The sequence below is a fragment of the Amycolatopsis sp. NPDC024027 genome, from assembly GCF_040638975.1.
Lineage (GTDB): Bacteria > Actinomycetota > Actinomycetes > Mycobacteriales > Pseudonocardiaceae > Amycolatopsis.
Map to the genome: position 1 here is coordinate 189,730 of NZ_JBEZYY010000008.1, position 15,329 is coordinate 205,058.

A 15,329-nucleotide genomic window follows, 5' to 3' on the forward strand; every position below is an offset into this window, starting at 1 on the left:
CACGAAGGCCATTCGGCCGTGGCTGTGGTCGGATCAGCCCAGAACGGCACAGTAGGACTTTGCTTAGTCCTCGATCCCGGCCGGCCGGCCGGCCGGTGCGGCTGCCGGATACTCGCCGCCATGGGTACCACCGTGTCTGACGGTTCTCCCGGCGACGGCCGGGACGAGGATTTCCTCGCCGTGGTCGGCTTGTCGTGCCGCCTCCCCGGTGCGGCCGGCCCGGCGGCGTTCTGGCGGTTGCTCACCGGCGGTGTCGACGCGGTGGGCACCGTGCCGCCGTGGCGGTGGGGGCCCGGTGCGTCACCGGACGACGCCGGCGGCGCCCCGCTGCGCGCGGGCGGGTTCATCGACGACGCCGACCGGTTCGATGCCGCGTTCTTCGGCATCTCCTCGCGCGAGGCCGTCGCCATGGACCCGCGGCAGCGGCTCACGCTCGAACTGGGCTGGGAAGCGCTCGAGGACGCCCGCATCGTGCCCGCCACCGTGCGCGGCACGTCCGCGGGCGTGTTCGTCGGTGCCATCGCCGACGACTACGCGACCGTGACCCAGCGCCACGGCACCGACGCGCTCACCCACTACAGCCTCGCCGGGCTGCACCGCGGGCTCATCGCCAACCGGCTCTCCCACGCGCTCGGCGTGACCGGGCCCAGCTTGACCGTCGACACGGCACAGTCGTCGTCGCTGGTGGCGGTGCACCTCGCCGCGGAGAGCCTGCGCCGGGGCGAGTCGGAGCTGGCCGTCGCCGGTGGCGTGCACCTGAACCTGACGCCGGAGAGCGCGCTGACGCTCGAACGGTTCGGCGGCCTGTCGCCGGATGGCCGGTGCCACACGTTCGACGCGCGCGCGAACGGTTTCGTCCGCGGCGAGGGCGGCGCTTTCGTCGTGCTGAAGACGGTGCGCCGCGCTCGTCAGGACGGCGACCGGATCTACTGCGTGCTGCGCGGCAGCGCGATGAACCACGACGGCGACGACGCGGACCTCGTGGTCCCGAGCGCGGCGGCGCAGGAACGGGTGATCCGGGCCGCCGTCCGGCGGGCGGCCGTCGAACCCGCTGCCCTGCAGTACGTCGAGCTGCACGGAACCGGGACGCGGACCGGCGATCCGATCGAGGCGGCCGCGCTGGGCGCCGCGCTCGGCGAGTACGGGGACGCACCGCTGCGGGTCGGTTCGGTGAAGACGAACATCGGGCACCTGGAAGGGGCCGCCGGGATCGCCGGGCTGCTCAAGACCGTGCTGTGCGTGCACCACCGGGAGCTGGTGCCCAGCCTGCACTTCGAGACGCCCAACCCGGAAATTCCCTGGGACACCGCGAACATCGAGGTGCAGCGCGGGACCGAGCCGTGGCCGCGCGAGGAACGTGCGCTCGTCGCCGGCGTCAGTTCCTTCGGTGTCGGCGGGGCGAACTGCCACGTCGTGCTGGCCGAATCCGAAGAATCCGAGGCCGCTGCCGCCGGGGACGGCTTCTCCGCGGCCGTGCCGTGGGTGTGGTCGGCACGCACTCCGGGCGCGCTGCGGGAGCAGGCGGTCCGGCTGGGCGCTTACGCGGACTCCGCCGAAGCCCGTGCCGTCGACATCGGCTTCTCGCTCGCGGTCACCCGCTCGGCGTTCGAGCACCGCGCCGTCGTCGTGGGATCCGGCCGCGCGGAGCTGGCCGCCGCCGTTCGCGGCATCGGGCAGGGCGGTGCGTCCGGGGTCCGCGGCCTCGCGGACGTCACCGGCCCGACGGTGTTCGTGTTTCCCGGCCAGGGCGCGCAATGGGCCGGGATGGCCGTGGAACTGCTCGGCGCCGCGCCGGTGTTCGCGGCCCGGATGGCGGAGTGCGCCGACGCGTTCGGCGAGCTCGTCGACTGGTCGCTGTGGGACGCGCTCGCCGACCCCGCGTTGCTCGAGCGGGTCGACGTGGTGCAGCCGGTGTCGTTCGCGGTGATGGTGTCCCTGGCCGCGCTGTGGGAGTCGTATGGGATCCGCCCGGCCGCGGTCGTCGGGCACTCGCAGGGCGAGATCGCCGCGGCCTGCGTTTCGGGCGCGTTGTCGCTGCGCGCCGCGGCGAGGGTCGTGGTGCTGCGCAGCCGCGTGATCGGCGAGCGGCTCGCCGGCAGCGGCGGAATGGCTTCGATCGGCCTGTCCGAACGCGAGGTGACGGCGCGGATCGCCGGGTACGGGGCGCGGATCACGGTGGCGGTGGTGAACGGCCCGTCGTCGGTCGTCGTCGCGGGCGAACCGGCGGCGCTGGACGAACTGGTCGCGAGCTGCGAGGCCGACGGCGTCCGCGCGAAGCGGGTTCCGGTGGACTACGCCTCGCATTCGGCGCACGTCGAGCAGATCGAGGAGCGCCTGCCGGCCGAGCTGGGCGCGCTCGAGCCACGGGTGCCGAAGGTGCCGTGGCTGTCCACGGTGACCGGCGAGTGGATCGAAACGGCCACTGTGGACGCCCGGTACTGGTACGCGAACCTGCGGCGGCCGGTGCTGTTCGAGGCGGCCGTCCGCACGCTCGCCACCGCCGGGTACGCGGCGTTCGTCGAGGTGAGCTCGCACCCGGTGTTGCCGGCGGGCCTGCAGGAGACGCTCGACGACATGGGCGCGGGCCCGTCGGTGGTCGTCGGCACGCTGCGGCGCGACGACGGCGGTCTCGCGCGCTTCCTCACCTCGCTGGCGGAACTGCACGTGCGCGGGGTCGAACCCGACTGGGCCGCGGTCTTCGCCGGTGGCGCGCCCCGGCGGGTCGACCTGCCGACGTACGCCTTCCAGCGCAAGCGGTACTGGCACGGCGACGCCGCCGAGGACGACGTCCCGGTCACGCCGTCGCTCGACCCGCTCGACGTCGTCCGCGCGCACGCCGCCGCGGTGCTGGGACACGGCGATCCGGCCGCGATCGAACCGGCGGCCACGTTCAAGGAAGCCGGCTTCGACTCCGTGATGTCGGTCGAGCTGCGCAACCGCCTCGGCACGGCCACCGGGCTCGCACTGCCCGCGGGACTGCTCTTCGACCGGCCGACACCGCGTGCCGTGGCCGAACACCTGGCCGAGCGGCTCGCGGCCGCACCGGCCGAGGCGCGCGTGACCACGACCGGCACCAGGACCAGGGTGGCGCCGGACGAGCCGATCGCCATCGTCGGCATGGCCTGCCGGTTCCCCGGCGACGTGCGCTCACCCGAACAGCTGTGGCGCCTCGTCGCGGACGAGGTGGACGCGATCGGCACGTTCCCCGAGGACCGCGGCTGGGACCTGCGCAAGCTGCGCGCCGCGGGCGACCGGCGGGGGAGCTCGGCCACCGACCAGGGTGGTTTCCTCTACGACGCGGCCGATTTCGACGCGGAGTTCTTCGGCATCTCGCCGCGCGAGGCCACGGCCATGGACCCGCAGCAGCGCCTGCTGCTCGAAACCTCGTGGGAGGCGGTCGAGCGCGCGGGCATCGATCCCTCGTCGCTGCGGGGCAGCGACACCGGGGTGTTCGTCGGTGCCATGTCCCAGGAGTACGGCCCGCGGCTGTCCGAAGGCGCCGAAGGGTTCGAGGGCCACCTGCTCACCGGCAACACCGCGAGCGTGGCGTCCGGCCGGCTCGCCTACACCCTCGGGCTGCACGGCCCGGCCCTCACCGTGGACACCGCGTGCTCGTCGTCGCTGGTGGCGCTGCACTCGGCCGTGCGGTCACTGCGAGCCGGGGAGTGCGGGCTCGCGCTCGCCGGCGGGGCCACGGTGCTTTCTTCGCCGGGCATCTTCGTCGAGTTCAGCAGGCAGCAGGGCCTGGCGGAGGACGGCCGGTGCCGGGCGTTCGCCGAAGGCGCCCGCGGTACCGGCTGGGCCGAGGGCGTCGGCGTACTGCTGCTGGCACGGCTCTCCGACGCGCGGCGGGCCGGGCACCCGGTGCTCGCCGTCGTGCGGGGCTCCGCGGTCAATTCGGACGGGGCGTCGAACGGGCTCACCGCGCCGAGCGGTCCGGCCCAGCAGAGCGTCATCCGCGCCGCGCTCGCGGATGCGGGCCTCGAACCCCAAGACGTCGACTCCGTGGAGGCACACGGCACCGGTACGACGCTCGGCGACCCGATCGAGGCGGAGGCGCTGCAGGCGACGTACGGCCGGCACCGGCCCGCCGACCGGCCGCTCTGGCTCGGCTCGCTGAAGTCGAACATCGGGCACGCGCAGGCCGCGGCCGGCGTCGGCGGCGTGATCAAGATGGTGCAGGCCATGCGGAACGCGACGCTGCCGCGCACGCTGCACGCCGACGAGCCGTCGAGCCGGATCGACTGGAGCGCGGGAACGGTCCGGCTGCTCGGCGAGGCGCGCGCGTGGCCCGCGGCCGGCCGGCCCCGGCGCGCGGCGGTGTCCTCGTTCGGCATCAGCGGGACCAACGCGCACGTCGTGCTCGAACAAGCCGAAGAACAAGCCCAGGAACAAGCCGAGCCCGGGGAACCGGTCCGGCACGCCGGGAGCGAACCGGTGCTGCCGTGGGTCCTTTCCGGACGCGGTGCGGCAGCGCTGCGCGCGCAGGCCGGACGCCTTGTCTCACGGGTGACGTCGATGCGCGATCCGCGTGCGGCCGATCTGGCCCACTCGCTGGCGACCACGCGATTCGCCGCCGAGCACCGGGCCGTCGCGATCGGCGCGGGGTGCGCGGAACCGCTGGCCGCGTTGCGGGAGCTCGCCGGCGGCGCGGACGGCGTGGTGCCCGCCGGGCTCGTCGAAGGAACCGCGAACGTGGCCGGCCGCACGGTTTTCGTGTTCCCCGGCCAGGGTGCGCAGTGGGCCGGGATGGCCCTCGAGCTGCTGGACACCGCGCCGGTCTTCGCCGGGAAGATGGCCGAATGCGCGGCCGCGCTGAGCGAGTTCGCCGACTGGTCGCTGTTCGACGCGCTCCGCGACGAGACGATGCTGGCCCGGGTCGACGTCGTGCAGCCGGTGTCGTTCGCCGTGATGGTCTCGCTGGCGGCGCTGTGGCAGGCCACCGGGATCGAGCCGGACGCGGTCGTCGGCCACTCCCAGGGCGAGATCGCGGCCGCCTGCGTGTCCGGGGCGCTGTCGCTGCGCGACGCCGCGGCGGTCGTCGCCCTGCGGAGCAAGGCGATCCGCGACGAGCTGGCCGGACACGGTGGCATGGTCTCGGTTTCGCTGTCGGCGTCCGGTACCGAGCGCCTGATCGAGGACTGGGCGGACCGGATCGGCGTCGCGGTGTTCAACGGTCCTTCGGCCACGGTCGTCGCCGGGGAGCCCGCCGCGCTGGACGAGCTGCTGGCCCGCTGCGCGGCCGAGGAGATCAGGGCGCGCCGGGTCCCGGTGGACTACGCCTCGCACAGCGGCTACGTCGAAACCATCCGGCAGCGGCTGCACGACGAGCTGGCGTTCATCGAGCCGGCCGCGGCGCGCGTGCCGTTCCTGTCGACGGTGACCGGGGAATGGACGGACACGACCACGCTGGACGCGGGGTACTGGTACGACAACCTGCGCCGTCCCGTGCAGTTCGAGACCGCGACCAGGGCGCTCGCGGCGCAGGGCTTCCGCGTCTTCGTCGAGAGCAGCCCGCATCCGGTGCTCGGCATGGCGGTGCAGGAGACGGTCGACGAGCTCGGCGCGGGTCCCACGGTCGTGGTGGGAACCTTGCGGCGCAACGAGGGCGGGCTCCGCCGGTTCTACACCTCATTGGCCGAGCTGTACGTGCGCGGCGTGACGCCGGACTGGTCCGCGGTCTTCGGCGAACACCGGCCGCGCCGGGTGGACCTGCCGACGTACGCGTTCCAGCGCCGGCGCTACTGGCTGCCGCCGGAGCAGCGGACGACGGCCGGCGCCGACCCGGTGGAGCAGCGGTTCTGGACCGCGGTCGAACGCTCCGACGTCGGGGAACTGGCGAAGACGCTGTCGGTGGACGAGGACGAGGTGCGTCCGCTGGTGCCCGCGCTGTCGGCGTGGCGCAGCCGCCGCAACGCCGAAACCGTCGCCGATTCCCTGCGCTACCGGATCGAATGGGAACCCGTCCGGCCCGAGGGCGCCGGGGTGTCCGGCGACTGGTTCGTCGTCGCGCCCGCCGCGGGCGTGGACGTGCTCGACGACGTCGTGGCCGCGCTCGAAGCAGGCGGAGCGCGCACGACCGTCGTGCGCGTGCCGGACACCGCCGACCGCACGTGGTTCGGGGAGTCCTTGCGCGACTGCGCTTCCGCGGCCGGCGTGGTCTCGCTGCTCGCGATGGACGAGCGGCCGCATGCCCGCTTCGGCGTGCTCACGGCCGGTCTGGCGGCGACGGTGGAGCTGACCGCGGCGTGGGGCGGCCTCCCGTCGGCCGCGCCGCTGTGGACACTGACCCGCGCGGCCGTGACCACGGGCCGCAGCGACCGGCCGGCGAGCCCGGAACAGGCGGCGGTGTGGGGCTTCGGCCGGACCGCGGCGTTGGAGTACCCGCGCCACTGGGGTGGTTTGCTGGACCTGCCGCCGGTGCTGGACGGCCGGGCCGCGGCCCGGCTGCGCGCCGCGCTGGCCGGCTTCGACGGCGAGGACCAGCTGGCCCTGCGGTCGTCCGGGTTGTTCGCACGACGGCTGGTCCCCGCACCGGTCGGCGACACCGCGCCCGCGAAGGCGTGGCAGCCCGGCGGGACCGTTCTGGTGACGGGCGGCACGGGCGGGCTCGGCGGGCACCTCGCCCGCTGGCTCGCCGGCGCGGGCACCGGGCACATCGTGCTCACCGGGCGGCGCGGCGCCGACGCGCCCGGCGCGGCCGAACTGCGCGACGAGCTCACCGCCGAGGGAGCGCGGATCACCATCGCGGCCTGCGACGTGACCGACGCCGACGCGCTCGGCGCGTTGCTGGCCGGACTCGCCGCCGAAGGGGAACCCGTGCGCACGGTCGTGCACGCGGCGGGGATCGCGCCGTTGACACCGATCGGCGAGCTCACCGTCGCCGAGGTCGCCGAAGTCGCCGAGGCCAAGGTCGCGGGCGTGCGCACCCTCGACGCGCTGCTCGGCCACACCGAGCTCGACACCCTCGTGCTGTTCTCGTCGATCTCCGCGACGTGGGGCGTCGGCGAGCACGCCGCGTACGCCTCGGCCAACGCGTTCCTCGACGCGTTCGCCGAGCAGCGCCGCGCGCAGGGCCTGCCGGTGCTCTCGGTCGCGTGGGGACCGTGGGCGGGCGGCGGCATGATCGCCGAGCACCAGCAGGACGTGCTGCGCCGCCGCGGGGTGCCGGTCCTCGACCCGGAACCCGCGCTCGCCGGCTTGCGGCAGGCGCTGGACCAGCGGGACACCGTGATCGCGATCGCGGAGCTCGACCGGGCGCGCTTCGTGTCGACGTTCGCCTCGGTGCGGCCGAGCCCGCTGCTGGCCCGGCTGGGCGGTCCGGACGACGAGGCGACGGCGCGGTCCGAGCCCGCCGGTGCCGACGAGCCCTCGCTGGCGCGCCGGCTGGCGCAGCTGCGCGAGGACGAGGCGGAGCGGGCGGTCACCGAGCTCGTGCGGGCCCACACCGCCCGGGCCCTCGGCCACGAGGACCCGTCGGCGCTGGAGCTCGACCGGGCGTTCAAGGACCTCGGCTTCGACTCGCTGACGTCGGTCGAGCTGCGGAACCGGCTCGGCGCGGCGACCGGGCTCTCGTTGCCCGCCACGCTGGTCTTCGACCACCCCACGCCCGCCTCGCTGGCGGGCCACCTGCTCGCGCGGGCGCGCGGCGCCGAGGCCGGTGCCGGGCAGCGCGTGACCACCACGGCGACGCCGGTGGCGGGCGACGAGATCGCGATCGTCGCGGCGAGCTGCCGCCTGCCCGGCGGGATCGGCTCGCCCGAACAGCTTTGGGAGCTGCTCGCCCGCGGCGGGGACGTGATGTCCGGCCTGCCGGCCGACCGCGGCTGGGATCCGGGCGTCTACGACCCGGATCCGGACCGGCCCGGCACCAGCTACACCCGGACCGGCGGATTTCTGCACGACAGCGGCGACTTCGACGCGGAGTTCTTCGGCATGTCCCCGCGGGAGGCGCTGGCCACCGATCCCCAGCAACGGCTGCTGCTCGAGCTCACCTGGGAAGCCGTGGAACGCGCCGGGCTGCCGCCCGAGTCGCTGCGCGGCAGCCGGACCGGCGTCTACGTCGGGGTGACCGACCAGTACTACGGCGATCCGAACCGGAACGACGCCGAGCGCGACGAGGGCTACCTGGTCACGGGCGACGTGGCGAGCGTCGCCTCCGGCCGGATCGCCTACGTCTTCGGGCTCGAAGGCCCCGCGGTCACCCTCGACACGGCGTGCTCGTCGTCGCTGGCGGCCCTGCACCTGGCGGCGAACGCGCTGCGCTCCGGCGAATGCTCGCTCGCGGTCGCCGCCGGCGCGATGGTGATGGCCACCCCGTCGCAGTTCATCGCCTTCAGCAGGCAGCGCGGGCTCGCCGAGGACGGTCGCTGCAAGCCGTTCTCCGCGCGGGCGGACGGCTTCGCGCTCGCCGAGGGAGCGGCCGTCGTCCTGGTGGAGCGGCTGTCCGACGCACGGCGCCTGGGCCACCCGGTGCTCGCGGTCGTGCGCGGCTCGGCGATGAACTCCGACGGCGCCAGCAACGGGCTCACCGCGCCGAGCGGGCGGGCGCAGCAGCGGGTGATCAGGGACGCGCTCGCCGCGGCCGGGCTCGAACCGTCCGAAGTGGACGCCGTCGAAGCGCACGGGACCGGCACCACGCTCGGCGACCCGATCGAGGCGAACGCGCTGCTGGCGACCTACGGCGAGGGGGACCGGGAGGAGCCGCTGTGGCTCGGGTCGGTCAAGGCCAACGTCGGGCACACCCAAACCGTGTCCGGCCTCGTCGGCGTGCTCAAGATGATCGAGGCGATGCGCCGCGGCGTGCTGCCGCGCAGCCCGTACGCCGAGGAGCCGACACCGCACGTGGACTGGTCCGCCGGCACGGTCGCGCTGCTCGCGGAGGAACGCCCGTGGCCCGATCGCGGCCGGGCCCGCCGGTCCGGCGTTTCGGCGTTCGGGATCAGTGGCACCAACGTGCACGTGATCCTCGAACAGCCGCCCGCCGAGCCGGCACGGGACGCGGTGCGCGAGCCGGTGCCCGGACCGCCCGGGACCGTGCCGCTGGTGTTGTCGGGCCGCACCGACGCCGCGTTGCGGGCCCAGGCGGCGAACCTGCTGGCCGCCTTCGATGAGGATCCGCACCCACTCGACGACCTCGCGTTTTCGCTCGCCACCACGCGATCGGCGTTCGAACACCGCGCCGTGGTGCCGGCCGCCGACCACGACGCGGCGGTGCAAGGCCTCGCGGCGCTGGCCGGGGGGACGACGGCGCCGGGCGTGGTCACGGGTCTCGCCGCCACCGGACGGACCGCGTGGCTGTTCTCCGGGCAGGGCGCGCAGCACGCCGGAATGGGCAAGCGGCTCTACGAGACCTACGAAGTGTTCGCCGACGCGGTCGACGCGGCTTGCGCGCGGTTCGACGCCGCACTGCACGGTGCCGGCGGCGGCCTCGCGGAACGCCCGCTGCGGGACGTCATGTTCGCCGGCGAGGGGACCGCCGACGCCGCCCTGCTCGACAGCACCGCCTACACGCAGCCCGCGTTGTTCACGGTCGAGGTCGCGCTGTACCGGCTGCTCGAATCGTGGGGGCTCACCCCCGACTTCGTCGTCGGCCACTCGATCGGCGAGCTCGCCGCCGCGCACGTGGCCGGGGTGTTCTCGCTCGACGACGCGTGCACGCTGGTCGCCGCCCGCGGCCGGTTGATGCAGTCGCTGCCCGAGGGCGGCGCCATGGTGGCGATCGAGGCCGCGGCGGCCGAAGTCGAGCCGCTGCTGCCCGGGTCGGTGTCCATCGCCGCCGTCAACGGCCCGACGTCGGTCGTGGTGTCCGGCGACGAGGACGCCGTGTCGGCACTGGCCGGCCGGTTCGCCGCCGACGGCCGGCGGACCAAGCGGCTGCGGACGAGCCACGCCTTCCACTCGCCGCGCATGGACGCCATGCTCGCCGAATTCGGCCGGGTGGCCGCCGGACTCGGCTACGGCGAGCCCCGGCTGCCGATGATCTCCACGGTCACCGGCGAGCTCGCCGACCCGGCGCTGCTGCGCACGCCCGGGTACTGGGCCGGGCAGGTCCGGGCGACGGTCCGGTTCGCCGACGCCGTCGGGCAGCTGGCCGGCCTCGGCGTCACGCGGTTCCTCGAAGTGGGGCCGGCCGGGGTGCTGACCGCGCTCGCCGCCGAGACGGTCGATCGCGAGTCGGCCGTGCTCGTGGCGGCGTCGCGCGCGGACCGGGACGAGGTGGCCGTGCTGCGCGACGCGGTGGCCGCGCTGCACGTCGCGGGCTGCTCGCCCGACTGGCGACGCTGGTTCGCGGCGCGTCCGGTGCGCCGGGTTCCGCTGCCGACCTACGCCTTCCAGCGCCGGCGGTACTGGCTCCGCCCGTCTCGCCGTCGCCAGGAGGCCACGGTCGGCTCCTGGACGTACGGCATCGAGTGGCGGCCCGTGCCCGACACCGGTTCCCCCACCGTCGAAGGAACCTGGCTGGTCGCGCTGCCGTCGGGTGGGAACGCCCTGGCCCATCGCCTGCTGTCCGGCCTCCGCGCCGAGGGGGTCGCGGTGGTCCCGCTGCGGGCCGACCAGCTCGGTGAGGTCGCCGCCATCGTGGCGGAGCAGCGCTTCTCGGGTGTGCTCTCGCTGCTGGCGCTGGACGGGCGCGACGATCCGCGCTGTGCCCCGCTGAGCCGCGGCCTCGCCGACACGGTGACGTTGCTCGGCGCGCTCGACGAGGCGCCTCCCGTGTGGTGCGTGACCGCCTCCGCGGTCGCGACGACCGACGGGGAGCCGATCGGCGACGCCGCCCAGGGCGCGGTGTGGGGCCTCGGCGCGGTGCTGGGCCTGGAGCGGCCGAAGCAGTGGGGCGGCCTGATCGACGTCCCGTCCGATGTGGACGATCTGACGATCAAGCGGGTGCTCGCCGTCCTGGCCGGCGGCCACGGCGAGGACCAGGTCGCCGTCCGCGCGTCGGGGACCAGTGCCCGCCGGCTGGTCCGCACGCCCTTCGGCCCCGAGGGCGCGGCCGGCTGGCGGCCGCGCGGGGCGGTGCTGGTCACCGGCGGAACCGGAGCGTTGGGCGCCAGGGTCGCGCGATGGCTCGCCGAGGAGGGCGCGGAGCACCTCGTGCTCGTCAGCCGCCGCGGCGAAGAGGCCCCGGGAGCGGCCGAACTGGCCGCGGAGCTCGCCGGGTACGGCGCGGGCGTCACGATCCTCGGCTGCGACGTCGGCGACGAGGAGGCCTTCTCGGCGCTGCTGGCGTCGCTTCCGGACCGGTTGCCCGAGGGAGCCCGCGTGACCGCGGTCGTGCACACGGCGGGTCTCGCACAGGAACCCCGGCCGCTGGAGCAGCTGTCGCTCACCGAGTTCGCCGAGATCGCCCGCGCGAAGCTCGGCGGCGCGCGGGTGCTCGACGAGTTCTTCGCCGGCGAGCCGTTGGACGCGTTCGTGCTGTTCTCCTCGGTCGCCGCGGTGTGGGGCAACCAGGGCTCTGCCGCGTACGCCGGCGCGAACGGGTTCCTCGACGCCCTCGCCCAGCAGCGAAGGGCGCGCGGCCTCGCCGCGACCTCGATCGCCTGGGGTGCCTGGGGTGGCGGCGGCATGGTCGACGGGGAGACCGCGGAACTGCACCGGCGCCGGGGCGTGCCGGTGATGGCGCCGGACACCGCGGTCGGCGTGCTCGGCAGCGCCGTTCGCGGCGACCGCGCGCACCTGGTCTGCGCCGACGTCGACTGGGCCACGTTCGTACCCGCCTACACCATGGCGAGGTCGCGGCCGCTGCTGAACGAGCTGCCCGAGGCCGTGGTGGCACCCGCGGAACCGGCCGCCGCGGCGGCGGAAGCGGGCGGCCTGCCCGCGTTCGTGACGAAGCTGCTCGACGCGCTCGCGGAGGACCGGCTGCCCGCCGCGCTGGACTTGGTGCGGGCCGCCACCGCGCGGGTGCTCGGCCACGACGACGTCCGGGCGGGCAAGCCGTTCAAGGAACTCGGCGTCGACTCGCTCACCGGTGTCGAACTGCGCGACGAGCTGAGTGCGGCGATCGGGGTGAGCCTGCCCGCGACGATCGTGTTCGACCAGCCGACGCCCCGGGCGCTGGCCGAGCACCTCTGCGAGCGCGTGCTCACGGAGTATGCGTCGCCGGCTCCGCTGTACGCCCAGCTGGACGAGCTGGAACGGGCACTGGACCGCACTCCGCCGCCGGAGGAGATCCGGGCGCGCCTGCGCGAGCTGGTCCAGCGGTGGGGCGCGGATCCGCACTCCGGCGTGCCCGCCGATATCGACGAAGCCACCGACGACGAGATCTTCGACCTCATCGAACAGGAATTGGGGGCTGACTAGCGGGGAACGGGATGGCGGAAAGCGCGCGCGGTCGCGTTCCGGGGTGCGGAACGCGACGGCGCAATTCGCGCGCGCCATAAAACCCGATGCCGGGAAGAATTCGAACCCGGACACGGCTGAGGGCCGCGGACGAGACGTCGCGCGGCCCTCAGGAAAGTTCTGCCGTGGTTAACCCGGGTGTGGGTGTTCAGACCCCTTTCTTTTGCTTGCGCTCGGCGCCGATGATCACCACGATCGCGATGATCAGCAGCAGGCCGCCGATGCCGAAGAGGGTGAACTGGGTGGTCTCGCCGTCCTTGAACAGCACCTTGGCCTCGAGGAACGCGGCGAGGCCGAGCACCAGCAGCGCGTAGCCACGGGCGAGGCCCTTGTTCGCGGCTGAGGACTTGGGCGACTTCTTCGTGACCGAAACCGCGCCGACGGAGCCCGCGAGCGCCCACAGGAAAATCAGGGCCAGTACGATGCCGCCGCCCACTCCTGCGATTAGTTGCCAACTCTCCAGGTTTGCCATGGAACCTTCCCCGAATGTCCTGACCGGTGTTACCTAGGGGGGTGACATTACCAGAGTGAGTGCGCTTGTGGTCGATCAGTCACGGGTGTGCCGGAATGTGACGCCGGACGCGCCGAAATGCCGCTCGGGGTCTCGCGCGGAGCACCCGGAGATCTCGCCCATGATGGCGCCGGCACGCCCGCGCCGGCCTCGTGGCCAAGTACACCTAGGGGCATCCTTAGAACACGTTGAGCGCCGGAACAGCGGGCTTTACGTTGAGGACATGCCTGAATGTCGTACCTGCGGCGGCGCCCTCACCGAAGTCTACGACTTCGGTCGCCAGCCTTTGTCTGATGCCTTCCTCGAGCCCGACAAGCTCGAGGGAGAGTTCTTCTACCGGCTCGCCGTCGGCATGTGCGGTGCCTGCACGATGGTCCAGCTGATGGAGGAAGTCCCCCGGGACAGGATGTTCCACGAGGACTACCCGTACTACTCCTCCGGTTCCGAGGTGATGCGCAAGCACTTCGAGCACACAGCGCAGGCCTTCCTCGACACCGAACTGAGCGGGCCGGACCCGTTCATCGTCGAGGTCGGCAGCAACGACGGCGTGATGCTCAAGGCGATCGCCGACGCCGGCGTGAAGCACCTCGGCGTCGATCCCTCCGGCGCGGTCACCGAGCGCGCGCGCAGCAAGGGAATCCGCACGCGCACCGCCTTCTTCGAGGAGTCCGAGGCGCTCGACATCGTCGCGGCCGAGGGCAACGCCGACGTCATCTTCGCGGCGAACACGATCTGCCACATCCCTTACCTCGACTCCATCTTCCGCGGCGTGGCCGCGCTGCTGAAGCCGAACGGCATCTTCGTGTTCGAGGACCCCTACCTCGGCGACATCGTCGAGCGCGCGTCGTTCGACCAGATCTACGACGAGCACTTCTACCTGTTCACCGCGCGCGCGGTGCGCAACATGGCCCGCCGGTTCGGCCTGGAGCTCGTCGACGTCGAACACTTCGGCGTGCACGGCGGCGAAGTCCGGTACACGATCGCCAAGCAGGGCGCCCGCGAGCCGAAGGCCGCCGTCGAGGCGCTGCTGGCCGAGGAGGACGCGCGGGGGCTCGCGCAGCTGTCGACCCTCGAGGAGTTCGGCAACCGCGTCACGGCCATCAAGGACGACCTCGTCGCCCTGCTGACCAAGCTGCGCGACGAAGGCAAGCGGGTGGTCGCCTACGGCGCCACCGCCAAGAGCGCGACCGTGGCGAACCTGTGCGGGCTCGGCCCGGACCTCGTCTCGTTCGTCTGCGACAGCACGCCGCAGAAGCAGAACCGGCTCACCCCGGGCAGCCACATCCCGGTCCGCGGCCCGGAGGCGTTCCGCGACCCCTACCCCGACTACGCGCTGCTGTTCGCGTGGAACCACGCCGACGAGATCCTCGCCAAGGAGAAGGAGTTCCGCCAGAACGGCGGCAAGTGGATCCTCTACGTGCCGGACGTCCACACCGTCTGACGAACCCGTCCCCGCCCGCGCCGGCGGGGTGACCGGAGAACACCGGTCACCCCGACGGCGCTTTTGTTTCAGTGTTCCAGCGTTTCAGCGGGTTGGCGGTTCAGCGGTTCCGGTTCAGCGGACGGCTTCGATGACCTTGCCGAAGTTCTCCATGGAGTTCTCCATGATGGTGGTGTAGGAGATGCCGTAGCGATCGCGGTTCTCGTGCAGCTTCGCCGTGACGTCCGCGGGCGTGCCCACCAGGACGGTCGGTGCGCCGAGGAGCTCGTCCTCGGCGAGATCGGGCCCGAACCGCCGGAGCTGCTCGACCGCCGCGCCGCGGTCGGTGGTCAGCAGGGTCGCCTTGGACAGCAGGTTGAGCTCGACGTCGGTGGCGCGGTGGCCGGCGCACGCGCGAACGTAGGCGACGCGCTCGTCCATCTGATCGGCCGTGGCGATGGTCATCCGCCCGTAGGCCGGGTTGAACTTCGCCCCGGTCAGGCTCACCGTTTCCGCGCGGCGCGCGGCCAGGCGCAGCACCCGGTCGCCGTGGCCGCCGACGAGCAGGGGCGGCCGCGGCAGCTGCACCGGTTTCGGGTGTCCGGCATCGCCGAGCGCCCGGTCGATCTCCGTCACGGCCGACTCGAGCCGGTCGACGCGTGTGCCCGGCGAGCCGAACGGCACGCCGGCGGAGGTGAACTCCCACTCGACGTAGCCGGTCCCGATACCGATCTCGAGGCGTCCGCTGGTGAACTGGTCGAGTGTCGCGAGATCCCTCGCCAGCAGCGTGTGGTTGTGGAACGCGGCGTTGAGCACGTAGGTGCCGACGCGCGGTCGCGTCGTGTTCTCCGCGGTCAGCAGCACCGACGGGAACGGCGACGTGAGGTTGAGGTGGTCGGCCGCGGAGATGACGTCGTAGCCCAGGTCCTCCGCGCGCCGGCTCTTCGCGACCCATTCCTCGCGGGAGCAGCCCTCGGACATCAGTACGACACCGAAGCGAAACGGTCGTTTCATCATGGGCGCTGTCCTCGATTCCGTGTCTTCCCCCCG

The 15,329-nt window shown here is 73.6% G+C and carries 4 protein-coding genes; 2 read left to right on the forward strand and 2 right to left on the reverse strand.

Translation table 11 applies throughout. From position 1 onward, the window contains the following. Nucleotides 1-120: 120 nt before the first annotated feature. The gene (locus tag AB0F52_RS21780; RefSeq protein WP_360173712.1) at nt 121-12,309 is read left to right on the forward strand and encodes a type I polyketide synthase; all 12,189 of its coding nucleotides are present in this window, start codon (nt 121-123) and stop codon (nt 12,307-12,309) included. Nucleotides 12,310-12,496: 187 nt separating this feature from the next. Here the strand turns inward: AB0F52_RS21780 and AB0F52_RS21785 are convergent, their stop codons facing one another. Next, nucleotides 12,497-12,820: a hypothetical protein gene (locus tag AB0F52_RS21785; RefSeq protein WP_360173715.1), complete on the reverse strand. Its 324-nt coding sequence runs from the start codon at nt 12,818-12,820 to the stop codon at nt 12,497-12,499. A gap of 262 nt (nt 12,821-13,082) precedes the next feature. Between AB0F52_RS21785 and AB0F52_RS21790 the strand changes: the two genes are divergently transcribed. Beyond that, a complete protein-coding gene (locus AB0F52_RS21790) occupies nt 13,083-14,300 on the forward strand; it encodes a class I SAM-dependent methyltransferase (protein ID WP_360173718.1) in 1,218 nt (405 codons plus the stop codon). A 114-nt stretch (nt 14,301-14,414) separates the two neighbouring features. Here AB0F52_RS21790 and AB0F52_RS21795 read toward each other — a convergent pair whose 3' ends face one another. After that, a complete protein-coding gene (locus tag AB0F52_RS21795) occupies nt 14,415-15,296 on the reverse strand; it encodes a TIGR03621 family F420-dependent LLM class oxidoreductase (RefSeq protein WP_360173721.1) in 882 nt (293 codons plus the stop codon). Between the last annotated feature and the right edge of the window lie 33 nt (nt 15,297-15,329).

Excerpts from the sequence above, each read along its gene's own strand:
- AB0F52_RS21780 (WP_360173712.1), top strand. The coding sequence starts at position 121 with ATGGGTACCACCGTGTCTGACGGTTCTCCCGGCGACGGCCGGGACGAG.
- AB0F52_RS21785 (WP_360173715.1), bottom strand. The coding sequence starts at position 12,820 with ATGGCAAACCTGGAGAGTTGGCAACTAATCGCAGGAGTGGGCGGCGGC.
- AB0F52_RS21790 (WP_360173718.1), top strand. The coding sequence starts at position 13,083 with ATGCCTGAATGTCGTACCTGCGGCGGCGCCCTCACCGAAGTCTACGAC.
- AB0F52_RS21795 (WP_360173721.1), bottom strand. The coding sequence starts at position 15,296 with ATGATGAAACGACCGTTTCGCTTCGGTGTCGTACTGATGTCCGAGGGC.